The organism is Achromobacter sp. RT286_PF (assembly GCF_059760425.1).
The window spans coordinates 130,158-155,726 of record NZ_JCBAMR010000002.1; the positions used below are offsets into that span (position 1 = coordinate 130,158).

Below are 25,569 nucleotides of genomic sequence, written 5' to 3' on the forward strand. Positions count from 1 at the left end.
TCGTTACAGGTATTCGCCGCCCGCCCCCCAAAACCTAAGATTTCATCAACGCGTTTCGTTGGTTCAACGCCCCTTGTTCACCCCCCTTGTTCACCCCCGGAGATAAGCCCATGGACTCCCCGCAATCGAAAGTCGTCTTGATCACCGGCGCCAGCAGCGGCATCGGCGAAGCCACCGTGCGCATGCTGGCCGCGCAAGGCCACCGCCTGCTTATCGGCGCACGCCGCACCGACCGCCTGGCCGCGCTGGCCGCCGCGCTGGACGCCGGCGGCAACAACGTCATCTACCAGTCGCTTGATGTGACCTCGGCCGACAGCGTCAACGCCTTCGCCCGCTTCGCGCTGGAGCGCTTCGGCAAGATCGACGTCATCGTCAACAACGCGGGGATCATGCCGCTGTCGCCGCTGCGCGCCGTGAAGGTCGATGAATGGGACCGCATGATCGACGTGAACATCCGCGGCGTGCTTCACGGCATTGCGGCCGTGCTGCCCACGATGGAGGCGCAGGGCTATGGCCAGGTCATCAACATCTCGTCTATCGGCGGGTTGTCGGTGTCGCCCACCGCCGCCGTCTATTGCGCCACGAAGTACGCGGTGCGCGCCATTTCCGACGGGCTGCGCCAGGAATCCGACCGCATCCGCGTAACGGTGATCTGCCCCGGCGTGGTCGAGTCCGAACTGGCGGACACCATCACCGACGACACCGCGCGCCAGGCCATGAACGAGTTCCGCCGCATTGCGATGACGCCCGACGCCATCGCCCGCGCCGTGGCCTACGCCATTGCCCAGCCCGCCGATGTGGACGTCAGCGAGATCGTGTTGCGTCCCACCGCCAGCCCCTACTGAATTTCTTTCCAGGAGTGAATCCCATGAATAGCACCACAACGGAATCCAGAACCTTTTCCGGCAAGGTCGCCATCGTGACCGGCGCCGCCAGCGGCATCGGGCTGGCCACCACCGAACTGCTGCACGCGCAAGGCGCCAGCGTCATCGCCGTGGACCGTGGCGACAACGTGCAGGCGCTGGCGCGCCCGGGCATCGTCCCGCTGGTGGCGGACGTGGCGCGGGAAGCCAGCGCGTCGCAGGCCGTGGCCGCCGCCATCGAACACTTCGGCAAGCTGGACATCCTGGTGAACAACGCGGGCATCATCATCAACAAGCCCGTCGTCGACATGAGCCTGGACGACTGGAACGGCATCCAGGCGGTGAACGCCACCGGCGCGTTCCTGTTCTCGCGCGAGGCCTTGCGCGCCATGATGCCGAACGGGTCGGGCGCCATTGTCAACGTGGGGTCCTACGCCTGCTACCAGGCCTTTCCGAGCATCGCGGCCTATGCCGCGTCCAAGGGCGCGTTGGCGCAACTGACTCGCGCGATGTCGCTGGAAGCTATCGACCACGGCATCCGCGTCAACGCGGTGGGTTCCGGTGACGCGGTCACCAACATCACCAACCACATCCACAAGGACGGGCCGGCGTTTCTGGCGGAACACGGCAAAAGCGCGCCCATCAAGCGCGCGGCGCATCCCAGTGAAATCGCCGAGGTCATCGCGTTCCTGGCGTCGGACAAGGCCAGCTACATCGTCGGCGCGGTGGTCATGGCGGATGGCGGCATGAGCGTGGCGTTGAAGTAGGCAGCCCGCCCAAGCCTGTCTATGCCCCGCCCGAGCCGGCCTGAGGCCGCAGCGCGCGCAACGCCGTCGCCACCTCGTCCAGCACCGGCCCCCACGCGCCCGGGCCGGGCTGGCGAAACAGCCGCATCGACGGATACCACGGCGTATCGGCGCGTTCCTGCAACCAGCGCCAGTCCGGCACGTACGGCAGCACGGTCCACACCGGGCAGCCCAATGCGCCGGCCAGGTGCGCGGGCGACGAGTCCACCGAGACCAGCACATCAAGCAGCGTAATCAGGGCGGCGGTGTCGTCGAAGTCATTGATGTCCTGGCTTGGCGACACCATCGCCATGCCGGTGGGCGGCGTGTCCGCCTGCGCCGCCGCCTCGCCTTTTTGCAGGCTGATGAAGCTAACACCCGGTTGCGCCAGGGGCGCCAGATCGGCCAGTGTCAACGAGCGCTGCGCATCGTTGGGATGGCTGGGCCGCCCCGCCCACACCAGCCCGACCCAGGGCCGTGGCAAGCCCGCCAACCGTGTGCGCCATCGCTCCACACGCAACGGGTCGGCGCGCAGGTACGCCGTGCTGGCCGGCAAGTCCGCCAGACGCAAACCCAACGCCAGCGGCAGGCTCATCAATTCGCAATGCAGGTCGAACGCGGGCGGTATCGTGCCGGCGCGGATGATCTGGTCGAAGCCGCCACTGCGTTCGGCCAGGTCGTGGCAGGCATCGTTGATTTCCAGAATGATGCGCGCGCCGCTACGCTGACGCGCCCACGCCACCAGTTGCAAGAACTGGAAGGTGTCGCCGTAGCCTTGCTCGTCGTGAATCAGCAAGGTCTTGCCCGCAATGGGTTGCCCATCCCAGCGCGGCTTTTGCACATGGCGGCTGCGCATCGCGGTGTGCGGCATGCGATAGCGGAAGCGGTATTCGCGCCAGCCCGCGTCATAGTCCCCTTGCAACAGCAGCAGCTCGGCCAGATCAAAGCGCGCGCCCGCATCCGTGGGCGTGGCACGCACGATGCTTTCAAGAATGGCGCGGGCTTCGTCGGTGTGGCCCAACGGCCGAATGGCTTGCGCCAGCTGGCGCAGCAGCATGATGTTGTTCGCATCGTTCGCCAGCGCGTGTCGCAGCAATGATTCGGCCTCGGCGTAGCGGCCGGCAAGCTCGGCTCGCGCCGCTTCAATGCGCGCCAGATGCCGATGCCATTCCGGCGTCAACGGGTCGATCTCGATGGCGCGGCGAATGGCGGCCAGCGCTTCGTCGTGGCGGGCTTGGTCATGCAAGGCCAACGCCAGGTTCCCTAGCGCCTGCGCGTAATCGGGGTCCAGCTCCAGCGCGCGCGCGTAGTGCTTCAGCGCCTGCGCGTTATCGCCCAGGCGCTTGCACGTGTTGCCCAGATTGTTGTGCGCCTGCGGGCTGTCGGGCATCAACGCGGCTACCCGTTGCAGGCATTCCAGGCTGGCGGCAAGCTGCCCCTGCTCTTGCAAGACTATGCCCAGGTTGTTCCACCCTTCGGCCCCGTGCGGCTCCAGCGCCACCGCGCGCCGCGCCGCGTGTTCGGCTTCGTCCAGCAAGCCTTGCTGGCGGCATATTTCAGCCAGGTTGCTGTGGTAGGCAGCCGGCGCCAGCGGGGACCGGCATGCGGCGCGCAGGTGGTCAACCGCCACGTCCGCCCGCCCATACGCATGCGCGATCAGCCCCAGCAGATGGCGCGCGTCAGGCTGGTCCGGCACCGTGCCCAGCACCCGCAGGCAAAGCTGTTCGGCTTGCATGGCCTGGCCCGCCTGCCAATGCGCATAGGCCTGGTTCAGCGCGGCGGAGACGGTCAGGACGGGGACGTCGGCAGGGGTGTTCTGGTCCACGCGTTCAGGCCCACAGGGACAAGGTTGGGAAAGCAACATTATCTACGCCGACGGCCAAACGTTAAGCATGAATGTCGCCAAGCGCGCCGCTGCGCCGCGCCCGCCTTGGGTGTACACGTCACGCTGCGGAAAAGCGCTGAAAAATCCTTTGTTTTCCCCCGATTGGCGGGCTGGAACATCGAGTATTTATTGACCCGAAATTTCCCTACCCACCCCTGATCATTCCAAAAAACGCACGCATGGCCCGGCGCCGTGCGACGGGATTGCGCGCGTGAACGCGGCGGTCGCGCTTGAAGGAATGCACGCCCCAAGAGCCCCGGAGGACCGCATTTTGAATCACATCTACCGACTGGTATGGAACCGCAAATTGCGCGTCTGGCAGGCCGCATCGGAACTGGCGTCGCAATCGCGCGGTGGCAGCTCGTCCGCGACCAGCAGCATCGCGACCAGCAGCATCGCGACCAGCGCGCCGCCTTATGTGGCGGCGGCCGCCGTTGCGCTGGCGCTTGGATTGTCCAGCGTCAGCACGGCGGTTCAGGCCGAGTGCATTGAAGACCTCATCATCGTGACTTGCGAAGGCTTGGATCTGTCCAGCGACCCGGGTTATGCAAGCGCCTCGAACGTGCTGCATGTGCGGGTGGAGGAGAACGCCACCGTAGGCGTCGACCCGGCCCTGGGCGGCACGGCCATGCGGCTGAGCGGCGACAAAATCACGGTGAGCAATAAAGGCCGGATCGACGCCAATCTGTTCGGCCCCGCCGCGACAGCATCGTCGGGCCTGGTGATCGGCAACAGCAGCGGCAGGGGCAACGCGATCAGCGTCAGTAACCTGGCGACCGGGATACTGGGCGGCGTGGTCAGCGCGTCTGTTCCGTTTCCCACCGTGCAAGGCATGGCGCTGGCCGTGCAAAACGGAACCGGTGGGGTAAGCCAACTGAGCAACGCCGGCATGATCCGTAGCGTTCCGAGAAGCGGCCAGATCACGGAAACCTCCAACTTGCCGGTAATCGCGGCGTATGGGGGTGGTCAAGTGCGCTTCGTCAACGAAAGCACGGGCGTCATCATCGGGCGCGTCGGGTTCCAGGCCTCCGGCACACCGGGCCAAGGACACCTGTTCGACAACGCGGGAACGATCGTGGGCGGCGTATCGCTGGGTCAGGGTGGCAACAACACCTACACCGCGGTAACGGGATCGCTGGTGCTGCGTGGCCCGAACGCCGCGACCGCCGATTTGGCCGTGGACGACACCCCCGGCCTGAGCTTTGCGCCCCCCGGCAAGATCGACGGCGGCACGGGCGCGGGCGACACGCTGGTGCTGCAAAACGTCTTGCCATCGGCCGGCACCGAGAGCGGCAATGGCGGCGTGGGCACCGCATCCGGCGACACCTACATCAACTTCGACAAGCTGCGCATCAATAGCGGCAGCTGGACATTAAGCGGCGCGTTTCTGCCCAATGGCGGCAACGTGGAACTCAATGGGGGCCTGGCCACCCTTCAAGACGGCGGCGTGTTCGGCTCGGCGTCGATCGTGGCAAATGGCGGCGCACTGGCCGTGGGCACCGCCAACCAGACGATGAGCAACAACGTCGAGCTTGGCAATGCCGGGCTGCGCATCACGGCGGGCCAAGCCCTGACGCTGGCGGGCGACGTCTCGGGCGCGGGCGCGCTGAACGTCCAGGGCACCAGCTCCATCACGCTTGGCGGCACCAGCACCTACACCGGTGGCACCGCCATCGGCGCATCCGCCAGCCTGCAAGGCGACACGCGCAACCTGCAAGGCAATATCGCCAACGATGGCGCGCTGACGTTCCAGCAAGCCACCGCCGGCACCTATTCCGGTGTGCTGTCCGGCGCGGGCACATTGACCAAGGCAGGCGCGGGCAAGCTGACGCTGACCGGCGCAAACACCTATACCGGCGCCACCACCGTGGCAGCCGGCACCTTGGCGGTAGGCGCGGGCGGCACCCTGGGCGGCAGCGCCATCACCCTGGCCTCCGGAACCACGCTGGACCTGAGCAACGGCGGCAACCAGACGTTGACCACGCTTGCGGGCTCCGGCGCATTCGTGCAGTTGGGATCGGCAACGCTGACGCTGGACAGCCCCAACGACGCCGACTTTGGCGGCGTGATCGCCGGCGCGGGCGCGCTGGTTAAAGCGGGTTCGGGCAGGCAGACCCTTAGCGGCGCCAGCACCTTTGCCGGCGGCCTGACCGTCAACGGCGGCACGCTGGCCTTGGGGCCCGCGGGCAGCCTGCTTCCGGACTCCGCCGTCACGGTCAACACCGGCGCAACGCTGGATCTGGCATCGGCCGCAAGCCAGCAACTGGCCTCGCTGAACGGCAACGGCGGCAACGTGCTGCTGGGTCTGAGCGCGATGGTGAACTCGGGTTCCTACGCGGGCTCGATCCAGGGCGCCGGCGGACTCGTCAAGGACGGGCCGGCAAGTCTCAACCTGAATGGCGTCAACACCTACACCGGCGACACGCTGGTCAACAGTGGCACGCTGATGGTCGGCTCCAGCGCGGCCAACAGCAGCGCCGCCGTCAGCAGCAACATCACCGTGGGCAACACCGCTACGCTGGGCGGATTCGGGCAGGTTACCGGCAACGTAACGGTGGAATCCGGCGGCCGCCTGGCCCCCGGCGCGCTTGCCGGCGTGTTCACCGTCAACGGCAACCTGTCGATGGCGCAGGGGTCTCAGGCGCAATTCAGCCTGGGTGCGCCGGGCGTCAGCCATAGCGTCAGCGTCAACGGCGACCTGCAATTGAACGGCGCGCAGTTGACCGTGCTGGATGCCGGCGGATTAGGCCTGGGCTTGTACCGCTTGTTCGACTACACCGGCACATTGACCTTGAGTCATGGCGGCCTGGTCACTTCCACAGGCATGACGCTGCAAGCCCTTGCCGGTGCCAAGCAGATCAACCTGATCAACGCCACCGGCTTGTCGCTGAACCTCTGGAACGCCAACGGCTTGGCCAGCCCCACCCAGATGGGCGGCGGGTCGGGCGTCTGGTCGACCACCAGCGCCGTCTGGACGGACGCCACGGGCAGCCTGACCGCCGCGCGCTATCCGGCCGACGCCTTCGCCATCTTTGGCGGGGCTGCCGGCACGGTGACCGTCGATGACACCGGCGGCGCCATCACCGCCCAAGGCATTCAGTTCGCCAGCGACGGCTATCGGCTGACCGGTTCGTCGTTGGCGGTGACCGGCTCCACGCCCAGCGCGCCGGGCGAGATACGCGTGGGTAATGGCAGCCCGGCGTCGGCGGCGTGGACGGCCACCATCGACAACACCTTGACGGGCGTGGGCATCAACAAGACGGGCTTGGGCACCCTGGTGCTGAACGGCGCCAACACCTACACGCAACGCACGCAATTGACGGCCGGCACGCTGGAGGTTTCCACCGATGCCAACCTGGGCGCGCCCGGGGCCGGCCTGGACTTCCAGGGCGGCACGCTGCGCGTGACCGGCACCGCTTTTCAGAACACCGCGCGCAACATCACGCTGGGCACGGCGGGCGGCGGCTTCGATATCGCCGACGCCGGCAACACGTTCGTCCTGAGCCAGGCATTGACCGGCAACGGCGGCCTGGCCAAGCTCGGCGCGGGCACGCTGGTGCTGGGCGGCAGCAATACCTATGTCGGCGGCACCTCGGTGCAAGCGGGCACCTTGCAGGTGGGCGACGGCGCGGTAGCGGGCAGCATCGCCGGCAACGTCGCGGTGGCAAGCGGCGCAACGCTTATGTTCAAGCGCAGCGACCGCCTGGCCTTCAATGGCGACATCACCGGCGCGGGCCAGTTACGCCAAAGCGGCACGGGCACGCTGGTGCTGACCGGCCAAAACTCGCTGGCAGGCGGCGCCTACATTGACGCCGGCACGCTGCAAGTGGGCGACGGCGGCACCACCGGCTGGGTCACCGGCAACATCGCCAACCAGGGCAGCTTGGTGTTCAACCGATCGGACGACACGGTCTACAGCGGCACGCTGTCCGGTGCGGGCGAGACCCGCAAACTGGGCGCGGGCACGCTGGCCATGGCGGGCGACAGCAGTGCCTACACCGGCGCCCTGCAACTGTCTGCCGGCGCCTTGCAGGTGGACGGCAAGCTGGGTGGCCGCGTGCAGGCCTTGGCGGGCACCACGCTGTCGGGCACCGGCACCTTGAACAACGTCACGATCGGATCGGGCGCCACGCTGTCGCCCGGCAACGCGGCCACCCCGCTGGGCAGCATGAACGTCGCGGGCGACCTTACCTTCAAGCCGGGCGCGACCTACCGCGTGGCGACCGCCGCCAACGGCCAGAGCAGCAGCGTGCGTGTCGCGGGCACGGCCACGTTGAACGGCTCAGTCGTGCAAGTGGGTGAAAACGGCAACTACGCGCCCTCCACCACCTACACCATTCTTGCCGCCAACAATGGCGTGCAGGGGCGCTTTGACACCGTCTCCAGCAACCTGGCCTTTCTGACGCCGTCCTTGTCCTACGACGCGAATCGCGTGGACCTGGTGGTGAAGCTGAAGGAAGTGCCGTCCGAAGGCGGGGGTGGCGACAACGGCAACGGCAACGGCAACGGCAACGGCGGCGGTGGCGACAACGGCAGCGGCGGGGGCACGCGCCCCATCGAATTCGCCGATGCCGCCGTCACCGGCAATCAGCGTGGCGTGGCGCGTGCGTTGCAAAGCCTGCCGGCAAATAGCGCGCTGTATCAGCACATTCTCAACCTGCCCAACGGCGCGCCGCCCGCCGCGTTCAACGCGCTGTCCGGCGAAGCGCATGCCAGCACGGTGTCCGTGCTGCAAAACGTGACGGGCGCGTTCACGCAGATGCCGATGGCGCGGCTGCACGCCAACCTCAATGCCGGGCAGATTCCCGGCGCGCCCACTGCCCAGCTGGGCCTGGGCGACGCCGCCTCGCTGCCGCAGTCCGCCGCGCAACCGCTGTGGGCGCAGGTGTTCGGCAAATGGACCACGCTGGACGGTGACGGCAATGCGGCCAAGACCACGCAATCCGATGCCGGCGTGACCATCGGCGGGGACGCGGCGGTAGGCGGCGGTTGGCGCCTGGGCGGCGCGGTCGGCTACGCGAACAGCGACAGCCGCACCCGCGACCGTGCGTCCAGTGCTGACACCGACAGCTACAGTATCGCCGTCTATGGCGGCAAGGCGTTCGAGGCCGGGGCCGGCAAGATCAATCTGAGTCTGGGCGCCGCCTATACCTGGCACGAGGTGGACACGCGCCGCAGCACCGCCGCCGCCGGGCTGAACCAGACGCTAAAGGCCAACTACGGCGCCAGCACCGGCCAGGTCTTCACGGAACTGGGCTACGCCGTGCCCGTGCACGACCGTCTGACGCTGGAGCCTTTCGTGGCCGCCAACTACAGCGACCTGCACACGCGCGGCTTTTCGGAATCGGGCGGGGACGCGGCGCTGCGCGGCCAGAGCAGCCGCAACGACGTCACCACCACCACCGTCGGGCTGCACGCGCTGACTACGTTCGATAGCGCGGGCGCACGCGGCTACGCGCGGGGCACGCTGGGCTGGCGCCATGCGTTCGGCGACTTGAACCCGGCCAGCGTGCTGGCGTTTGCCCAAGGCGGCGACACGTTCACGGCAACCGGCGCGCCCGTGGCCCGCGACGCGGCCGTGGTGGAAGTGGGCGTGGGAATCGACGTCAGCAAGCGCACCACGGTGGGCGTCAGCTACGGCGGTCAATTCGGGGACGGCAACCGGCAGAACACCGGCACGCTGGATGTGCGCTACCGGTTTTAAAGAACTACCGGGGTTACGCGAAGTACGCGGCCGATCCGTGCGAGGCGCCGGCCGTGTTTTGGCGCAGCGGGGCAGCCAGGTCGTCCGCGTCGCTGCGCAGACGCGCCGGGCGCGCGGGCGCGGCGGCTGCGGTGGGCGCCGCTGGGGCGGGGGCCAGGCGGCGTACGGCTGCCAGCACCTCGGTCGGCTCGGCCGGCTTGCGCAGGTAGACGGCATAGCCTTCGCAGGCCTGGTCTACCTCGTATTCCGGCCGGCCGCTCAACACGACCACGGGGGTGTCGCACAGGTAGGCGTTTTCGCGCATGGCGGTTAGCAGCGCGCCGCCGTGCATGCCGGGCATGGAAAAGTCGGTGATCACCACGTCGGGACGCACGGCCAGCATCTGTTGCAGCGCCGTCAGTCCGTCGGTGTGGCCCGTTACGTCGTAGCCTTCGTCGCCAAGGAATTCGCTCAACAGCTCGATCAGCGTCGGCTGATCATCGACAACAAGAATCTTCGTCATGGTGTTCAATGCCGCCTGGCGCGGCGTTCGTATGTTTGGCCGCCCAGGCTGGTTCGCCGGCGCCCATTGTTGGGGCGGCATGGCGATAAGGGGCGGGAAATGTGCCTCGCGTCGTTTCTCGACTTTCGGCGCTTTCAAGCGTACGCAAAAGAGGATGGCGGGCTGTATAAGGCGGAATCCTAGGGCATGCCGCTCGTTCATGTATGAAGGAATTGTATCGGGACGAAACGACGCTCGGTGGGCACGCCGGCCGCGCGGCTTTTCCCAAACGCGGCGTAAGCCCGGCGCGCGCCCTTGGTAGCATTCCACCCTTGGCCGGCGCCTTGCACGCACGCGCGGGTTCTTCAGGATGCTTATATGGTTGGTGCCCAGGTTCGAATCACCCTGTCGTTGATTGCCCCTACCCTGGTGGTGGTTTTCGCCATTACATTTGTTGGCATTTGGTGCGCCTTCCGGCATCGCACCTATCTTCTGTATCTGGCGGCGGGCTGCGGGCTGTTCGCCGCCGGCGCAATGTCGCAGATCCTGTACCTGCCGCGCGACTCGGGCGCCAACGCCCTGGTGTCCGGCATGCTCTACATCACCGCCGTGTGCGCGGCCACGCAGGGCATCCTGAACCGCGTCGGCCGGGGGCTGCCCTGGCGTGCGTACCTGGCCTTTTGCGCCGCCATCCTGACGGCGCTCTGGTACTTCTTTTATATCGACCGCAACCTGCTGGTGCGCGTCTATGTCCTGAACATCGGCATCGGCGCCCTGCTGACCGTGGCCGCATTGCGCATGCGCCGCGCGTCCGCCGGACGCCGCATCGACACCGCCTTGTTCGTGGTGCTGCTGGCGTTCGGCCTGCATTTTTTTCCGCGCACGTTGCTCAGCATCGGCACGCACGCGCCCAACGGCCCGCTGGCGTTTGCGGATTCCCCGTTCTGGCAGTGGTTGCAGTTGTCGCTGGCCGTCTTCAGCGTAGGGCTGGCAATTACGCTATTGCTGGCGGTGGCCGCCGACACCATCGACGAAGTGCGGCATGAAGGCGAGAAAGACTGGCTGACGGGTTTGCTCAACCGACGAGGCTTCGAGACCCGCATGCGGCCCTTCGAACAGGGCCGCCACGAACCGGCCGCATTGGTGGTTGGCGATGTCGATCACTTCAAGCGCATCAACGACCAATACGGCCACAGCGGCGGGGACGCGGTGTTGAAAGACGTGGCGCGGGCGCTGACGTTGTCCGTGCGCAAGCGCGACCTGCTGGGGCGCATCGGCGGCGAAGAGTTCGCCGTTTATTTGCCGGCCACCGACTTCCAGGAAGCGGTGCGTTGCGCGGAGCGGCTGCGGGCCTTTGTCGCGGACACCGTACGCGCGCCGGACGGGGCGTCGCCTGTGACGATGAGCCTGGGCGTGGCGGCGGCGACCGCGGCCGACAACTGGCAGTCGCTATTCCAGCGCGCGGACGAAAAGCTGTATGCCGCCAAAAGAGCAGGCCGCAACCAGGTCGCCGCTTGACGGTACGGCTCGGTTCGGGCGCGTGCCTTTACGCACGCTTTTATGTCGTCGCCCGGGCGCCGCGCCGCCGCTTTGGGCACGCTACTTGCTGACAGCCGCGCGCGTCATTGCCACCGCACAAGGAACCGCCATGCCCCGCCTACGTCCCGGCGCTGAAATTCAAAAAATGCTGAACGGCGATCTCTACGATCCCAGGGACCCCGACATCCAGGCCGAGCAGGCCGCCACCAAAGCCTGGATGGCGGCGTACAACGCCGCCCTGGCCGCGCCCGCCGCCCAGCGCCACGCGCTACTGTGCGAACGCTTCGGCACCGTAGGACGCGGCGCGGTGGTACGGCCGCCGTTTCATTGCGACTACGGATGCAACATCCACCTGGGCGCCAACGTCTTCATGAATTTCAACTGCGTCATCCTGGATGTGGCCGAGGTCCACATCGGTGATGGCACGCAGATTGGCCCCGCCGTACAGATCATGACGGCGGACCACCCGCGCGAGGCGGACGCGCGCGCGGCCGGCCTGGAATTCGGGCGGCCCATCCGCATCGGCAGCAATGTGTGGATCGGCGCCGGCGCAATCCTGCTGCCCGGCATCACGGTGGGCGACAACGCAATCATCGGCGCGGGCAGCGTCGTCACGCGTGACGTGCCCGCGTCGGCCACGGTGGCGGGCAACCCGGCGCGGCCCATCGGCCGTTAAGCCTGCCCGATTGATCCTGCGACGCGGCCCATCGGCCGTTAAGCCTGCCCGCTTAGTCCTGCGGCGCGTCGCGGAACGATCGCTGGTGCGCTGGCCCGCCCGCCGCGCTCAGGTTGTAGGCGGTATTGACCAGCCCGATATGGGAAAACCCCTGCGGGAAATTGCCGACCAGCCGCTTGCGCGCCACGTCGTATTCCTCGGCCAGCAAGCCCAGGTCATTGCGCAACGACAGCAGGTGATCGAACAAACGATGCGCGTCATCCAGCCGGCCCTGCATGATGTAGGCGTCGGCCAGCCAGAAACTGCATGCCAGAAACGCGCCTTCATCGCCCGGCAGGCCGTCGTCGCTATGCTCGGTGGAATATCGCAGTACCAAGCCGCCGCGCAGCAGTTCCTGCTCGATGGCCTGCACGGTGCCGGTCACTCGGGGATCGTCCGGCGGCAGGAAACCCACCTGCGGAATCAGCAGCAGGCTCGCATCCAGCGCCGTGCCGCCGTAGTACTGCACAAACGTATTGCGCTGGGCGTCGTAGCCGTTCGTGCAGATGTCTTCGCGGATCTCGGCGGCCAGCGCGCGCCACCGATCCACCGGCCCTTCCAGCCCGAAGCGTTCGCACGATTTCAACGTGCGGTCCAGCGCCACCCAGCACATCAGCCGCGAATGCGTGAACGCGCGCGGCGGCCCGCGCATTTCCCAGATCCCGTGATCGGGCTTGCGCCACAATTGCTCCAGCGGTTTGAGCAGCACCTTTTGCATGCGCCATGCTTCGGCCAGCGGCGCCAGCTCCGCCACCCGCGCGGCGTGCAGCGTTTCGATCAGTTCGCCATAAACGTCCAGCTGCATCTGCCCCGCCGCCGCATTGCCCAGCCGCACCGGCGCGCTGTTCTCGTAGCCCGGCAACCACGGAATATCGTGTTCGGGCAACCAGCGTTCGCCCGCAATGCCATACATGATCTGCAACTGGTTCGGGTGCCCGGCCGCCGCGCGCAACAGCCATTGCCGCCACGCCTCGGCTTCTTCGCGATAGCCGGCATTGAGCAGCGCATACAACGTCAGCGCGGAATCGCGCAGCCAGCAATGGCGATAATCCCAATTACGGGTGCCGCCCAGTTGCTCGGGCAGCGACGTGGTGGGCGCGGCCACAATGCCGCCCGTAGGTTGGAACGTCAGCAGCTTCAGTGTGATCAGCGATCTGACCACCGCATCGCGCCGCCGCCCCGGCCCGTTTTCCCAGTGGCAGCGCTTGGCCCACTCCTGCCACCAGGCAATCGTGCGGTCCATGCTTTCCATGCGGTCGGGCACAAAATGCGGCGTCTTGTGCGAGCGGTGGTAAGACAGTGTGAACGGCACCGTCTCGCCCTGGCGCACCCGGAATTCGGCCACGCTTTTCATGTCGCGCCCTTGCAGCGGCACAGCCGTGTGCAGCTCGACGGCATCCGGCCCCGCGATGGCGCTAAGACCGTAATCGCGCCGCCGCACCCACGGCACCGCCTGCCCGTAGTTAAAGCGCAGCGTCAGCTCCATGAGCATGTCCACCTGCCCGGACTCGCACTGAACAATGCGCACCACGTCCACCCGCTCTTCCTCGTCGCTAAGCGGCATGAAGTCGTACACGCGCACCACCCCGTCCGGGGTTTCGTGACGCGTTTCCAGTACGGCGGTGTCGGGCAGGTAGCGGCGCGTGCTGGTGTGGCCCGCGCCCTCTGGCGCCAGCAACCAGCGCCCGTGGCTGTCGTCCCCCAGCAAGGCGGCAAAGCAGGCCGGGGAATCGAAATGCGGCAAACATAACCAGTCGATGGAGCCGTCGCGCGCCACCAGCGCGGCCGACAGCATATTGCCGATCAGGCCATAGTCCTCGATGCGTTTGGACATGGCCTAGCCCGCCCCGCGAAAGCCGGGGTATAGCGTCATGCCACCATCGACGAACAAGGTCGAACCCGTGACGTAATCGGAGTCGTCGCTGGCCAGCCACGCCACGGCGCGCGCCACGTCCTGGGGTTCGCCGATGCGTCCGTAAGGAATCAGCTTCAGCAACGATTCCAGGGCTTGTGGCGTGTTCCACGCGGGCGCGTTGATGGGGGTGCGGATGGCGCCCGGCGCCACGGAATTGACGCGTATCTTCATCGGCGCCAACTCTTGCGCCAGCGACTGCATCAGCAACGACACGCCGCCCTTGGACGCCGCGTAGTTCGCCTGAAAGGCCCACGGAATCACTTCGTGTACCGAACTGATGAAGACGATTTTCCCTGCGGCCTCACCCGGCGCCGGAGCAGGCTGGCGGTTCAGGAACGCGCGCGCCGCCGCGCGGGCGCACAGGAACTGGCCGGTCAGGTTGGTGTCGATCACCTTCTGCCACTGCGCCAGCGTCATGTCCTGGATGGCGGCCGGCTGCTCGATGCCGGCGTTGTTGACCAGGATGTCGACCCGCTGAAAATGTTCTGCCGCGACGCTGAACAAGTGCTCGACATCGTCTTCGCGGCTGATGTCGGCTGCCGCCGCCACCGCCAGGCCGCCCGCGTCGACGATCTGATGCACAACATCCAGGCCGCGCCGCTCGGAGTCTTCGTTGGGCCGATGGTTGACCACCACCCGCGCCCCCGCCGCCGCCAGTTCCAGCGCAATACCGCGCCCGATCCCTGAATTGGCGCCGGTGACAATTGCCACGCGCCCGGACAGATCTACCGCATGCCGCATGCTGCTCTCCTTGAGGCGGGCAGGTTCGGGCCGATGCCGGATGAACCCGCTTGCGCCGCTGTCGATAGCCAGACGCCAGCTTAGTCCCGGAGCGGCGTGCGTATCAACCGCCCCGAATAACCGCCGCCCGATAGCCGTCCGTCACGTGGCGTCGCGCGCCACGAACTCGCGCAGCCATTGACGGATGATGGTCGTGTGCCGCGCCTCGGCCGCTTCGGCTTCGCGCGATTGGGCCGCCAAGTCGTCGTGGCCCTGCTGCTCGGCCAGCTCTGTCAGCAGTTCCCATGAGGCGTGGTCCGTCAGTTCAGCGGTCAGCAACGCTTCCAGGCCCTGCGAAATGCTGGTGCGCGGGTCGGTCAACACCTGCACAAGTCCCATCGATGCCATCGCGCTGGCATCGGCGCCGGGCGTTTGCGCGGTGGGGTCCGCGCCCAATTTTTCGATGATGTCGACCAGCATGTGAAAGTGCGCCTCTTCCTCGTCACGGATCTTGATCAGGTCGGTGCGCAGGCCGGTGTTGCGGTCATCGCGGTCGGCCTCGACCTTGACCAGCATGGCTTCGTACAGACGCACGCCCGACCGCTCGTACGCCGCACGCTGCCCCAGCTTGTCGATCAGCACCTCCGGATTGCGGCCGGTCAGCTTGCCGGCAACCGTGGTCAGCACGCCCTTGCCCGTGGCGGGCACCGGCACCGACCCCAACTGCCCGGCCGACACGATAGCCGCGGTGCGCTGCGCGACGGCCGCCTGCATGCCGCCCGGCGAGGGCCCCTGATCAAGCGCGAACTTCACTTGCATCGGCCCCTGCACGGGCGCCATCTGCATGCCGGTGCGATTCATCCCGGTCTTGGTGGCTTTTTCCATGGTTGGCTCCTTATTGCTGCGGGCGTTCGGCGCGCCGGTTCAGTTCGGTGCCCGGCGTCCACACGTAGCCGGCGGACACCATGCTGCTGGGCGACCCCGACGCATTCAGGATGCCGCGCGCCTGGATCGACGCCTGGCTTTCCTGGTCGCCCGGCACGTAGGCCGTGCCCTTAGCGCGCAAGCCCGTCTCCTTGGCCAGCACGGCGCGCACAAAGTCGCGCTGCGGCGCAAACTTCAACGGCGACGGAATCACCGATCCCAGCACCTCTTCCGGATCGCGCCGCTCGATGTCCTTGAACAGGTTTTTCACCATCGACAGATGGCCCAGTTCGTAGTCCAGGAAGCGTTCCCAGATCGCCTTGATCCTGGGATTCGTTTCCTGCTCCACACAGCTGTAATAGGTGAAGACTTCCGTGGCTTCGTGGATGAGTAATTTTTCCAACAACGATTCATCCGGGTCCTGCAACGACCCATATTGCGTCACGTGCTGCTCTTCCACTGACGCGATCTCGGCGTACAGCTGGCGCGCCAGCGGGTCGGCAAACAAGGGTCCGATGTTCATGTAGTAGTCGTGCGTCTGGTATTCCGCCGCCGTGATCAACGTGGCGTGCATCTTGGTCAACAGCGCCGCCTGCTGGCGCTGATACGAATGTCTGACGTCGTCCTCGGGTGCGCGATGCTCGTCGATGGTAGGCCGGCCCGGCACGATATCGGTATAGCCCTGAAGAATGTTGTTGGCGTCCTTGCCTTCCAGCCGGTCCAGCATCGCGCTATAGCGGTACAGGTGGTCAAAGTCTTCCAGCAGGCCGTAGCGATAGCTTTGCGCCTGATACGGGTCCGGCTCGGCCTGCGCCACCGCCGCCGTCACTTCAATGGCCACCTGCTCGTAGGCGATGGTGGTCTCAAGCGGCGAATGGTCGGCCGACAGCAGCCAGTTGATCATCGTGGCCTGATGCTGCTCAACCCGCCGCAACTGCGCCAACGGCACGCGCAGCGGCTCGTTGAAGCGGCTGGCAATATGCTTGAGCCGCAACGCATCCAGCTCCAGCCCGTTCAGCAAGATGATCCGCACGCGCGTGAACGCATCATCGTCCAACTTGCTGATCGGCTTGCCGGCCATTTCCGCCCAGGTGAATCGCTGCTTGTCCAGCGGCACCCCGGCGTTGTCCCATAAGTTGTTGATCATGCCCATATCGGCCTCCACGAAAACCACAAGGGGCAGCAAACTGCGTGCCCGCACGGCAAATTTTTTAAGGCCGCGGCGCGGTCGGTGGGAACGGTGATTGCTGTAGGTGCAGCCCCAGGCAACGCTCTGCCTGACACCTTTTTCGGAGAACGACATGGACACGACCTCCCGGCCATCCAACGAGCACTTGAACGACTGGCTGCGCGACGCGCACGCGATGGAAGAACAGGCAGAGACCATGCTGTCCAGCATGCTGTCGCGCATCAAGAACTACCCGGAACTGAGCCAGCGCATTTCGCAGCACATCGAAGAAACTCGCGGCCAGCAGGCCGTGGTCAAGCGCTGCCTGGAACGGCGTGGGCAGGACAACTCCACGATGAAAGACATGGCCGCCAAGGCGATGGCAACGTTTCAGGGTTTCTCGGGCGCGCTGGCCTCGGATGAAATCGTCAAGGGTTCGATGTTCAGCTTCGCCTTCGAGAACCTGGAAATCGCCGCCTACAAGAACATCATCGAAGCCGCGCGCTACGTGGGCGACACGGAAACCGCCGTCGAATGCGAACGCATCTTGCAGGAAGAGATCGCGATGGCGCAGTGGCTGGAAAAAAATACCGGCGCGGTGGTGCGGCATTTCCTGATGCTGGCCGACGAACCCGACGCCACGGCCAAGCGCTAGCGTCGGACCGCCACGGACATGGGCGCCCGCTCTGCCCCGCGTATGACGCGCATGACGCGTATGTCCATGTTCAGGCGCTGCATGTGGACGTTCCTGGCGGTGGCGGGTATTGCCGCCTTCTACCAGGGCTGGTTGCTGTTGCATGCGCGCCATCCGCTGGTGGGCGACGCCCTGCTGGGCGGCCTGGCCGCCGCCGCCGCCACCGCGCTGGGCACCTTGCCCATCTTGTTCTGCAAGACGCTTTCCGAGCGGACGCAAGACACCATGCTGGGCTTTGGCGCCGGCATCATGCTGGCCGCCAGCGCCTTTTCGCTGGTGCTGCCCGCGCTAGGCGCGGCGGCTGACCTGGGCCTGGGGCGCTGGGCCGCCGGCCTGACGGTGGGCGCCGCCATTTTGCTGGGCGCGGGCGCGCTGATGTTGGCGGACCAGCGCATCCCGCACGAACATTTCATCAAAGGCAAGGAAGGCAAGGACGCGCGCGCCATGCGCCGCGCCTGGCTGTTCGCCTTCGCCATCACTTTGCACAATCTGCCAGAAGGGCTGGCGATTGGCGTGGGCTACGCAGGCAACGACGCCATGCGCGCCAGCGCCCTGGCGTTAGGCATCGCCATCCAGGACGTGCCCGAAGGCCTGGTCATCGCCATCGCGCTGCGGGCGGCGGGTTATTCGCGTGCGTTCTCGGCGGCGCTGGGCGCGGCATCCGGCCTGGTCGAACCGGTGGGCGCCGTGCTGGGCGCGGCGCTGGTCGGCGGATCAGCCCAGCTGCTGCCCTGGGGCCTGGGCTTCGCGGCAGGCGCGATGCTGTTCGTCATCAGCCACGAGATCATTCCGGAATCCCACCGCAAGGGCCACGAAGCCTGGGCCACGGGCGGGCTGATGCTGGGCTTTGTGCTGATGACGTTGCTGGATACGGCGCTGGGCTAGTGGCGCGGCACCTTGCCGGCGCATCGACGTGGCCGCCGGACCGATCACTCCGGCATCCGCGGATAGGCATCGAAGGTGTCTTTCACCAATTCGCGCAGCCACACAATTGCCGGGTCCTGGTGAAAGCGCGGGTGCCAATGCTGGCGCAATGCGAAAGACGGCAACGGCATCGGCGGCTCCAATACCCTGACGGACCCATAGCCGGCAAACACATTGCCCAGTTCCTGCGGCACGGTCGCGATCAGATCGGGATGCTGGTCGATCAGCAACGGCACCACGACAAAGTGCGGGGTCGACAAAAAGATGTGCCGGGTGATGCCTTGCTCTTCAATGGCGCTGTCATAAGCTTCGGACGATCGCCCTGCCAGCGTCACGACGATTTGTGGCATGCGTTGAAACTGCTCCAACGTCATGACATCGCCCACCTCGGTGTTCTTGACGCTGACCAACGTCACGAACCGATGCATGAACAGCTGCTGCTGAAACAGGCCAGACGGCGCGGCGCGCAGCGAGCCCAGCACCAGATCCACTTCGCCCGAAGCAAGCAAGGGTTCTATCTGCGCGACCGGCACCTGTCGCGAGCGCAGCGTGCAATGCGGCGCCAGCTTTCGCAGCCGCTTGATCAGCGGCGGCAGGAACACCAATTCGCCCATGTCCGTCATGCATAGCGTGAACGCACGCCGCGCCACGGCAGGGTCGAACTGTGCTTGCGACAACACCTGCGAGCGAATGGTGGCCATCAGGTCCAGCATCGTGGGCGCCAGGCTCTCGGCCTTGGGCGTGGGCAGCATCCCCTGCCCTGTCTTGACGAATAGCGGGTCGTCAAAGAAGGCGCGCAGCCGATTTACCGCGTGACTCATTGCGCTTTGCGACAACCCCAGTTGCTCGGCTGCGCGTGTCACGCTGCGCTCGCGTAGCAGGCCGTCGAATACCGCCAGCAGATTCAGATCCAGCTTTTCGTTATGCATGACGTGCATTCTCACTATTCGAGCAATGACATTGACGCATATTCCGCGCCTGCCTATCTTGATGTCAAGCGCCGCGCAGATCGGCGTTCCACACCAAGGAGACAAATCTTGATAACCCGCTTACGCCTCACAACTGGGGCGCTGCTTTCTTGCGCCTTGCTTTCCAGTGGCCCTGCCCTGGCCGACATCAACGTCGGGGTAGTGCTGTCGCTGACCGGCCCCGCCGCATCGCTGGGCGGCCCCGCCAAAAACGCGGTTGACCTGTTGCCCCGCGAACTGGATGGCGAACCCATCCGCTACATCGTCCTGGACGACGCATCCGACACCACACAGGCCGCGCGTGCGTTCCGTCGGCTGGTCGACGAGCACAAGGTGGACGTCATTCTGGGCACATCCGTTACGCCATCGACCCTGGCGCTTGTGCCCATCGCGCAGGAAAAAGAAGTGCCGTTGCTGAGCCTGGCGGCCAGCGTGAAGATCGTGGAACCGATGGACGCGCAGCGGCGCTGGGTGTTCAAAGTGATCCAGAACGAAAACCTGATGGTCGCCGCCACCCTTGCCCACATGAAGGCCAACGGCTTCAAAACGCTGGGCTACATCGGCTTTGCCGACGCCTACGGCGACAGTTGGCTGGCCGAGGCCCGCAAGCAGGCGGCACCGGCCGGCATCGAGGTGGTCGCCAGCGAACGCTATGTAAAAACCGACACCAGTGTCACCGCGCAGACCTTGAAATTGATGGGCGTGCGACCCGACGCGGTGCTGGTGGCGGCATCCGGCACGCCCGGTGCGTTGCCGCAGAAGTCCCTGCGCGAACGCGGCTACCAAGGCGCCATCTACCAGACCTACGGCATTGCCAACCGCGAATTCCTGCGCATCGCGGGCAAGGAGGCTGAAGGCGCCTTGTTCGCCGTCGGCCCGGTAGTGGTGGCAAGCCAGCTGGACCCGGCCAACCCGATACGAGCGGTTGCCATGGATCTGACCCAACGCTATGAAACCGCTTATGGCAAGGATTCCATGTCGGTTTTCGCGGCCAATGCGTGGGACGCCGGCCTGGTGCTGCAACCCGCGTTAAAGACCGCGCTACGCAGCGCCAAACCTGGCACGGCTCAGTTCCGCATGGCGCTGCGCGACGCGTTGGAAAGCACGCGGGACGTGGTCACTTCGCAAGGCATAGCCACCATGTCGCCGAGCGATCACGTGGGCTACGACGCACGCGCCGCCGTCATGGTGCAGATCAAGAACGGCGCATGGCGCTACGTGCAATAGGAGATTGCGATGTTCGTGAAAAATACCTGGTATGTGGCGGCGTGGGACAAGGAAGTCACGGCGGACGGCCTGTTCTCGCGCACGTTGATCGGCGTGCCCGTGTTGATGTATCGCGACAGCACCGGCACGTTGGTGGCGCTGGAAGACCGCTGCTGCCACCGCGGCGCGCCGCTATCCATGGGGCGGCGCGAGGGAGACTGCGTGCGCTGCATGTATCACGGGTTGAAGTTCGACGCCTCGGGCGCCTGTGTCGAAGCCCCGGCCCAAGCGCGCATACCGCCACAAGCCCGCGTCAATACCTTTCCCGTCGTCGAGCGCAACCGATGGATATGGATCTGGATGGGCGACCCCGAGCGCGCGGACGCTACGCTTATTCCCGACACCCAATGGCTGGATCACCCCGACTGGCGCAGCCTGGACGGCTACATCCACTACGACGTCAACTATCTGCTGATCGCCGATAACCTGCTGGACTTTTCGCATCTGCCCTTCGTGCATCCGACCACGTTGGGCGGCGGTGAAGACTACGCAGCGGTAGCGCCCAAGGTGGAACGCCTGCCGGACGGCGTGCGCATTACGCGTTGGACGATGAACACCGAAGCGCCCGCGTTTGCGGCCAAGGTCAAGAACTGGCCCGGCCGGGTCGACCGGTGGAACATCTATAACTTCACCGTTCCCGGCATCCTCGTCATGGACTCGGGCATGGCGCCCACCGGAACGGGTGCACAGGAAGGCCGGCGGGTGGACGCCGCCGAGTTTCGCGGGTGCCAGGCGCTGACCCCGGAAACGGCAACGTCCACGCACTATTTCTTCGCGCATCCGCATAACTTCGCCATCGACCGCCCGGAGGTCACGGCGTCCATCCACCAAAGCGTGGTCACCGCCTTTGACGAAGACCGCGAGATCATCACCGCGCAGCAGCGCTCATTGTCCCTGGCGCCGGACTTCAAGATGGTGCCGTTGGCCATTGATGCGGCGCTGTCGCAATTTCGCTGGGTGGTATCGCGGCGGGTGCAGGAAGAGCAACAGCTTGCCCCCACCGTGATTCCGATCGCGACCGCGCCGGAGGCCGCCTGACATGCAGCCGCTGATTGTCTGCCGCATTACGCCCGAAGCGCAGGGCGTTGTCAGCCTGTTGCTGCGCGATAAAGACGGCGCCAATCTGCCCGCCTACGAGCCCGGCGCCCATATCGACGTGGATCTGGGCAACGGGATGACCCGTCAATATTCCCTATGCGGCGATCCGGCGCAATGCGACGAGTACCGCCTGGGGGTCGGGCTGGCCGTTGACTCCCGGGGCGGATCGCGCCGCATCCATGACACGCTACGCGAGGGCGACACCTTGCACGTCGGTGCGCCGCGCCAACTGTTCGGTTTACATGCGCAGGCGACGTCGCACGTGTTTATCGCCGGCGGGATCGGCATCACCCCTTTCCTTGGCATGATCCTTGCCTGCGAGCGGCGCAAAGAGCCCTGGACCTTGCTTTACTGTGCCCGCGGCCGGGCGCATGCCGCCTTCTTGCACGAGCTGGCCGAATACGGCGACCGGGTCACCCTGCACATGGACGACGAACGGGCCGCGCGCTGCGATGCGCCCTCCTATGTTGAAAAAGTCGCCCGGCCCGGGTCCCATGTGTATTGCTGTGGGCCATCCTCTTTGATGGATGCCGTGGGCCAGGCCTGCGTGCAGTTGGGAATTGCCCCGTCGAATTTCCACACCGAGCGATTCTCGGCATCGCCCACGCCCACGCCCACGCCCACGCCCGTGCCTGGCCCAGCGCAACCCGGCGCCGATGCCTTCACCGTGGTGCTGGCCAAGTCCGGTGGCCGCTATGTGGTTCCAGCCGGCAAGTCACTGCTGGAAGTGCTGGAAGAAGCAGGCATCGCGTGGCCAAGCTCGTGCCGCGAAGGGCTGTGCGGCAGTTGCGAAGCCCCGGTGCTGTCCGGGGCTGTCGATCATCGCGATTACGTCCTGAGCGACGCGCAACGCGCCGAGCATCGCTGCATGATGGTCTGTGTGTCGCGGGCGGCCGGCACGGTCGAACTGGATATCTGACGGCGGCATCGACACAACCGAACCGTCGCAGGCCGCCCCGGCCGTGCCGCTTGCCCATGCCATAACGCTTATGGCGGCCTCAGCTTTATTCATTGGGCGCTAATGCCGTCCCTGCCCATAATCGTCGACAAGTTCCATGGCGTTGCCTGCCTGGGCCCTGTTCGACGATGCACGGGCCGGCTTGGCGTGGGCAACGCATCAATCTTCTGCACAAGGACGCGCAGCATGCCCAAACTGACCAAGGCTGTCTGGCAATACCGGCTGGACAAGATGACCGCGATGATGGACGACCTGGCGGTTGACGCCATCGTCTTCACGTCGGCGGATTTTTTTCAGTTCGCCACCAACTTCCATACCGACGTCCTGCCCTGGGAACGCCCGATCTTTGCCGTGGTGCCGCGCAACGGCACGCCGTTTTTGGTGATGAACGAGTTGTCCACGCATCACATGCGCTTTTCGCAGGACCAGGGCAAGGTCTGGATCACCGATATCACTTACTACGCCGAGCACCCGCGCGTGACCAACCGGCTGCCGCTGATCACGCAGTTACCGGAGGTGCTGGCGGCGCGCCTGAAATCGGCCGGGCTGGCGCGTTCACGCATCGCCGTTGAGGGCGGCAGCCCGGTACTGGCGGCGGTCGGCCGGTTGCTGCCCGAGCTGGTGCTGCGCCCCGCCACGCCCGAATGCCGGTCGCTGCGCTGGCAAAAGCACGAAGAAGAACTGGCCGTCATGGCGGCGGCGGCGTCCATCTCGGACTGGATTCAGGACCGTTACCGCGAGAACATTCGCCCGGGCCGTCTGGTCCAAGAACTGGACTTCGCCATGGCGTCGCTGTTCGTGCAGGAAGCGGCCGAACGCTTTCCCGGCGAACATTTCGAGGTGATTCGCTGCTGGACGTTGAGCGGCCCGGCGTCCGCATCCCCGCATGGTGACGGCGCGTCCTGCGGCGCGCGTATCAAGGAAGGCGACGTGCTGGTCAACATCGTCATCCCGCGTCTGAATGGCTTGACCATCGAAAACGAACGCACCTGGTTCTGCGGCACGCCCTCTGCCGAACAGACCCGGCTGTGGTCGGCGGCCAAGGCGGCCAACGAGGCAGCCATCGACGCCGCGCGCACCGGCAACCCGGTCTGCATGATCGACGCGGCCGCGCAAGCCGAAATCGAAAAAGCCGGCTACGCCGACTTCATCCGCCATCGCACGGGGCATGCGGTGGGCATCATCCATCATGAATATCCCGAAGACATGGCGTTCTGCCAGCGCCCGCTGCTGGACAACGAGGTGTACTCGGCCGAACCCGGCATCTACGCCTATGGCATCGGCGGCTTCCGGCTGGATGACACGGTGGTCGTGGGCGACACCCCGCGCGTCTTGACGCATACGCCCAAGACGCTGGAGTACGCCACCGTCAAGTAGCGCTTGCGCCGCCGTTCCCCGTTTCGACAAGACTGCCGGCTTCTTCGCGCAACGTATCGCGCAAGGCCGGCAGCACGATGCTGGGGGAATCCGCTGCCCACAACATGCCGATGGGGCCGAACTCCAATCGCGACGGCACGCGGATGATGCGGATCAGGTTCAGCTGTTCGTACATGTGCGCCACGGAACTTGCCAGGGTAGCGATGTAGTCCCGCCCTTGCAGCATGGACAGCAGCGCCACCAGCGAACTGGTCTCGACGGCCGGCGTGGGCGGCGGCATGCCCGCGTCCGCCACCGCCTGATCCAGCCGCATCCGTGACAAGGTGCCGGGTGGCGGCAAGACCCACGGGTACGCGCCGGTATCCTCCCACCGCGGCGCGTCCAGTTCCGCCAGCGGATGGCCGCGTCGTGCCACCACGCTGAAGGTATCCGTCATCAGCCATTCCGTGCACAGGCCCGAACGGCTGGCGCGCACGTCCAACGGCCCGATGATCAAGTCGATTTCGCGGCGTTCAACGCGTTCCATCAAGGGTTCCAGCAGGCCTTCCACCAATTCGATCTGCACCTTGGGAGACCGCTGGTGCAGCGCCGCGATGGCGCGCGGCAGGAGCACGGGCGCGGCGGACAGGATCGTGCCGATATGCAGATGCCCCGCCACGCCGCCTTTCACGGCCTCGATCTCTTCGCCCGTGCGCGCGGTATCGCCCAGCACGCGGCATGCATAGCGCCATAGCGCGCGCCCTGCTTCGGTCAATTCCAGCTTGCGGCCCCGCAAGAAGAGGGCCGTGCCGACCAGGTCTTCCATATCGCTGAGCCAATGCGACAACGCAGGCTGGGTCATGTGCATGGCTTTGGCGGCGGCGGTGACGCTGCCCGCGCTTTCCAATGCCGCCAGCACCTGTAGGTGTCGAAGCTTCAGGCGGCGAGTCCAGGCAAGGTCGGTCGAGGCGGTTTCCATGCGGAAATGGTAATGGATATCTCAGCTTTATTCATTAGCTTGGTATGGGCTTTGGCGGCCAAAATGGCTTTCCACCACAGATGGAAACCAGGCCGTGACGATTTCAACAAACCTTCCGCCGCAAGCGGGTGCGCTAAGCGCGATGGCGCGCGCACTGGCTGACGGCCCGCAGCCGCACACCGGGCTGCAAGGGCTGGCCACGGCCTTGGCGGCACGCGTCGGATATCGCTTGTTCACCGTCCTGGTCCTTGACCGGCAGGCGGGCTTGAGCCGCCGCTACTTCTCCAGCCGGCCGGACGCCTACCCGCCTGGCGGCGCCAAGCCGATACGCGAAGACAGCGATTTTTTTGCCCGCGTCGTGCAAGACGGCAAGGCCAGGATCTGCGCCGACCGCGCCGCCTGCGTAGCGGCGTTTCCCGATCATGAACTGATCCGGTCGCTGGGCTGCGAAAGCGCGGTCAACGTGCCCGTGCGCTGGAACGGCCAGACCATTGCATCGCTCAACCTTTTGCATCAGGCCGGCTGGTACCGAGCCGACATGCTGACCGAGCTGGACTGGTATGGCGCGCTTGCCATTCCGGTCGTTCAGAACATCATTCAAACAGTACGACAACAAGGGGAATAACC

Annotated in this window: 20 protein-coding genes; 12 read left to right on the forward strand and 8 right to left on the reverse strand. The window is 65.9% G+C overall.

Translation table 11 applies throughout. From position 1 onward, the window contains the following. Positions 1-110 precede the first annotated feature (110 nt). Together AC6LJY_RS02480 and AC6LJY_RS02485 are read left to right on the forward strand one after the other, a co-directional pair. Positions 111-845, forward strand: a complete 735-nt coding sequence (locus tag AC6LJY_RS02480; RefSeq protein WP_104142174.1) for an SDR family oxidoreductase — start codon at positions 111-113, stop codon at positions 843-845. Positions 846-868: 23 nt separating this feature from the next. Next, positions 869-1,630: an SDR family NAD(P)-dependent oxidoreductase gene (locus AC6LJY_RS02485; protein ID WP_498135207.1), complete on the forward strand. Its 762-nt coding sequence runs from the start codon at positions 869-871 to the stop codon at positions 1,628-1,630. Positions 1,631-1,649: 19 nt separating this feature from the next. Here AC6LJY_RS02485 and AC6LJY_RS02490 read toward each other — a convergent pair whose 3' ends face one another. Continuing rightward, positions 1,650-3,473 carry a tetratricopeptide repeat protein gene (locus AC6LJY_RS02490; RefSeq protein WP_498135208.1) on the reverse strand — a complete coding sequence of 608 codons (1,824 nt, stop codon included), beginning with the start codon at positions 3,471-3,473 and terminating at the stop codon, positions 1,650-1,652. Between the two features lie 331 nt (positions 3,474-3,804). Here AC6LJY_RS02490 and AC6LJY_RS02495 point away from each other — a divergent pair, with 331 nt between their 5' ends. After that, a complete protein-coding gene (locus tag AC6LJY_RS02495; protein ID WP_498135209.1) occupies positions 3,805-9,237 on the forward strand; it encodes an autotransporter domain-containing protein in 5,433 nt (1,810 codons plus the stop codon). 13 nt (positions 9,238-9,250) lie between these two features. On the opposite strand, the gene AC6LJY_RS02500 is transcribed toward AC6LJY_RS02495, so the two are convergent. Then, a complete protein-coding gene (locus AC6LJY_RS02500) occupies positions 9,251-9,739 on the reverse strand; it encodes a response regulator (protein ID WP_498135210.1) in 489 nt (162 codons plus the stop codon). Positions 9,740-10,096: 357 nt separating this feature from the next. Here AC6LJY_RS02500 and AC6LJY_RS02505 point away from each other — a divergent pair, with 357 nt between their 5' ends. Together AC6LJY_RS02505 and AC6LJY_RS02510 are read left to right on the forward strand one after the other, a co-directional pair. Then, positions 10,097-11,236: a GGDEF domain-containing protein gene (locus AC6LJY_RS02505; RefSeq protein ID WP_498135211.1), complete on the forward strand. Its 1,140-nt coding sequence runs from the start codon at positions 10,097-10,099 to the stop codon at positions 11,234-11,236. Positions 11,237-11,366: 130 nt separating this feature from the next. After that, the gene (locus tag AC6LJY_RS02510; RefSeq protein WP_498135212.1) at positions 11,367-11,933 is read left to right on the forward strand and encodes a sugar O-acetyltransferase; all 567 of its coding nucleotides are present in this window, start codon (positions 11,367-11,369) and stop codon (positions 11,931-11,933) included. A gap of 52 nt (positions 11,934-11,985) precedes the next feature. On the opposite strand, the gene AC6LJY_RS02515 is transcribed toward AC6LJY_RS02510, so the two are convergent. The 4 genes from AC6LJY_RS02515 to AC6LJY_RS02530 form a co-directional block, all read right to left on the reverse strand. Next, positions 11,986-13,806, reverse strand: coding sequence for a glycoside hydrolase family 15 protein (locus AC6LJY_RS02515; RefSeq protein ID WP_314362615.1), 1,821 nt, complete (start codon positions 13,804-13,806; stop codon positions 11,986-11,988). A 3-nt stretch (positions 13,807-13,809) separates the two neighbouring features. Beyond that, positions 13,810-14,628 (reverse strand): glucose 1-dehydrogenase, encoded by an 819-nt coding sequence (locus tag AC6LJY_RS02520; RefSeq protein WP_498135213.1) that lies wholly within the window; start codon positions 14,626-14,628, stop codon positions 13,810-13,812. A 141-nt stretch (positions 14,629-14,769) separates the two neighbouring features. Continuing rightward, the gene (locus AC6LJY_RS02525; protein ID WP_498135214.1) at positions 14,770-15,492 is read right to left on the reverse strand and encodes a ferritin Dps family protein; all 723 of its coding nucleotides are present in this window, start codon (positions 15,490-15,492) and stop codon (positions 14,770-14,772) included. Positions 15,493-15,502: 10 nt separating this feature from the next. Beyond that, positions 15,503-16,678, reverse strand: a complete 1,176-nt coding sequence (locus AC6LJY_RS02530; RefSeq protein ID WP_498135215.1) for a hypothetical protein — start codon at positions 16,676-16,678, stop codon at positions 15,503-15,505. Positions 16,679-16,832: 154 nt separating this feature from the next. Here AC6LJY_RS02530 and AC6LJY_RS02535 point away from each other — a divergent pair, with 154 nt between their 5' ends. Continuing rightward, entirely contained in the window at positions 16,833-17,354 is a 522-nt protein-coding gene (locus AC6LJY_RS02535) for a ferritin-like domain-containing protein (protein ID WP_498135216.1), read from the forward strand. Positions 17,355-17,414: 60 nt separating this feature from the next. Next, on the forward strand, positions 17,415-18,278 hold the full coding sequence (locus tag AC6LJY_RS02540; protein WP_498135217.1) for a ZIP family metal transporter: 864 nt from the start codon (positions 17,415-17,417) through the stop codon (positions 18,276-18,278). Between the two features lie 44 nt (positions 18,279-18,322). On the opposite strand, the gene AC6LJY_RS02545 is transcribed toward AC6LJY_RS02540, so the two are convergent. Further along, a complete protein-coding gene (locus AC6LJY_RS02545; protein ID WP_120156869.1) occupies positions 18,323-19,246 on the reverse strand; it encodes a LysR family transcriptional regulator in 924 nt (307 codons plus the stop codon). 108 nt (positions 19,247-19,354) lie between these two features. On the opposite strand from AC6LJY_RS02545, the gene AC6LJY_RS02550 reads away from it, so the two are divergent. From AC6LJY_RS02550 to AC6LJY_RS02565, 4 genes are all read left to right on the forward strand, one after another. Continuing rightward, positions 19,355-20,512 carry an ABC transporter substrate-binding protein gene (locus AC6LJY_RS02550; RefSeq protein ID WP_498135218.1) on the forward strand — a complete coding sequence of 386 codons (1,158 nt, stop codon included), beginning with the start codon at positions 19,355-19,357 and terminating at the stop codon, positions 20,510-20,512. Positions 20,513-20,521: 9 nt separating this feature from the next. Continuing rightward, complete coding sequence (locus AC6LJY_RS02555) at positions 20,522-21,589, forward strand: aromatic ring-hydroxylating dioxygenase subunit alpha (RefSeq protein ID WP_219991038.1); 1,068 nt, start codon at positions 20,522-20,524, stop codon at positions 21,587-21,589. 1 nt (position 21,590) lies between these two features. Continuing rightward, positions 21,591-22,568: a PDR/VanB family oxidoreductase gene (locus AC6LJY_RS02560; protein WP_498135219.1), complete on the forward strand. Its 978-nt coding sequence runs from the start codon at positions 21,591-21,593 to the stop codon at positions 22,566-22,568. A 225-nt stretch (positions 22,569-22,793) separates the two neighbouring features. Beyond that, entirely contained in the window at positions 22,794-23,984 is a 1,191-nt protein-coding gene (locus AC6LJY_RS02565; protein ID WP_498135220.1) for a M24 family metallopeptidase, read from the forward strand. Here the strand turns inward: AC6LJY_RS02565 and AC6LJY_RS02570 are convergent. Beyond that, on the reverse strand, positions 23,977-24,942 hold the full coding sequence (locus tag AC6LJY_RS02570) for a LysR substrate-binding domain-containing protein (RefSeq protein WP_498135221.1): 966 nt from the start codon (positions 24,940-24,942) through the stop codon (positions 23,977-23,979). The genes AC6LJY_RS02565 and AC6LJY_RS02570 overlap by 8 nt on opposite strands. A 94-nt stretch (positions 24,943-25,036) precedes the next feature. On the opposite strand from AC6LJY_RS02570, the gene AC6LJY_RS02575 reads away from it, so the two are divergent. Further along, on the forward strand, positions 25,037-25,567 hold the full coding sequence (locus AC6LJY_RS02575; RefSeq protein WP_498135222.1) for a GAF domain-containing protein: 531 nt from the start codon (positions 25,037-25,039) through the stop codon (positions 25,565-25,567). Positions 25,568-25,569: the final 2 nt, after the last annotated feature.

Excerpts from the sequence above, each read along its gene's own strand:
- AC6LJY_RS02530 (WP_498135215.1), bottom strand. The coding sequence starts at position 16,678 with ATGATCAACAACTTATGGGACAACGCCGGGGTGCCGCTGGACAAGCAG.
- AC6LJY_RS02570 (WP_498135221.1), bottom strand. The coding sequence starts at position 24,942 with ATGGAAACCGCCTCGACCGACCTTGCCTGGACTCGCCGCCTGAAGCTT.
- AC6LJY_RS02510 (WP_498135212.1), top strand. The coding sequence starts at position 11,367 with ATGCCCCGCCTACGTCCCGGCGCTGAAATTCAAAAAATGCTGAACGGC.
- AC6LJY_RS02485 (WP_498135207.1), top strand. The coding sequence starts at position 869 with ATGAATAGCACCACAACGGAATCCAGAACCTTTTCCGGCAAGGTCGCC.
- AC6LJY_RS02520 (WP_498135213.1), bottom strand. The coding sequence starts at position 14,628 with ATGCGGCATGCGGTAGATCTGTCCGGGCGCGTGGCAATTGTCACCGGC.
- AC6LJY_RS02560 (WP_498135219.1), top strand. The coding sequence starts at position 21,591 with ATGCAGCCGCTGATTGTCTGCCGCATTACGCCCGAAGCGCAGGGCGTT.
- AC6LJY_RS02515 (WP_314362615.1), bottom strand. The coding sequence starts at position 13,806 with ATGTCCAAACGCATCGAGGACTATGGCCTGATCGGCAATATGCTGTCG.
- AC6LJY_RS02555 (WP_219991038.1), top strand. The coding sequence starts at position 20,522 with ATGTTCGTGAAAAATACCTGGTATGTGGCGGCGTGGGACAAGGAAGTC.
- AC6LJY_RS02500 (WP_498135210.1), bottom strand. The coding sequence starts at position 9,739 with ATGACGAAGATTCTTGTTGTCGATGATCAGCCGACGCTGATCGAGCTG.
- AC6LJY_RS02540 (WP_498135217.1), top strand. The coding sequence starts at position 17,415 with ATGTCCATGTTCAGGCGCTGCATGTGGACGTTCCTGGCGGTGGCGGGT.
- AC6LJY_RS02545 (WP_120156869.1), bottom strand. The coding sequence starts at position 19,246 with ATGCATAACGAAAAGCTGGATCTGAATCTGCTGGCGGTATTCGACGGC.
- AC6LJY_RS02525 (WP_498135214.1), bottom strand. The coding sequence starts at position 15,492 with ATGGAAAAAGCCACCAAGACCGGGATGAATCGCACCGGCATGCAGATG.
- AC6LJY_RS02480 (WP_104142174.1), top strand. The coding sequence starts at position 111 with ATGGACTCCCCGCAATCGAAAGTCGTCTTGATCACCGGCGCCAGCAGC.
- AC6LJY_RS02535 (WP_498135216.1), top strand. The coding sequence starts at position 16,833 with ATGGACACGACCTCCCGGCCATCCAACGAGCACTTGAACGACTGGCTG.
- AC6LJY_RS02505 (WP_498135211.1), top strand. The coding sequence starts at position 10,097 with ATGGTTGGTGCCCAGGTTCGAATCACCCTGTCGTTGATTGCCCCTACC.
- AC6LJY_RS02565 (WP_498135220.1), top strand. The coding sequence starts at position 22,794 with ATGCCCAAACTGACCAAGGCTGTCTGGCAATACCGGCTGGACAAGATG.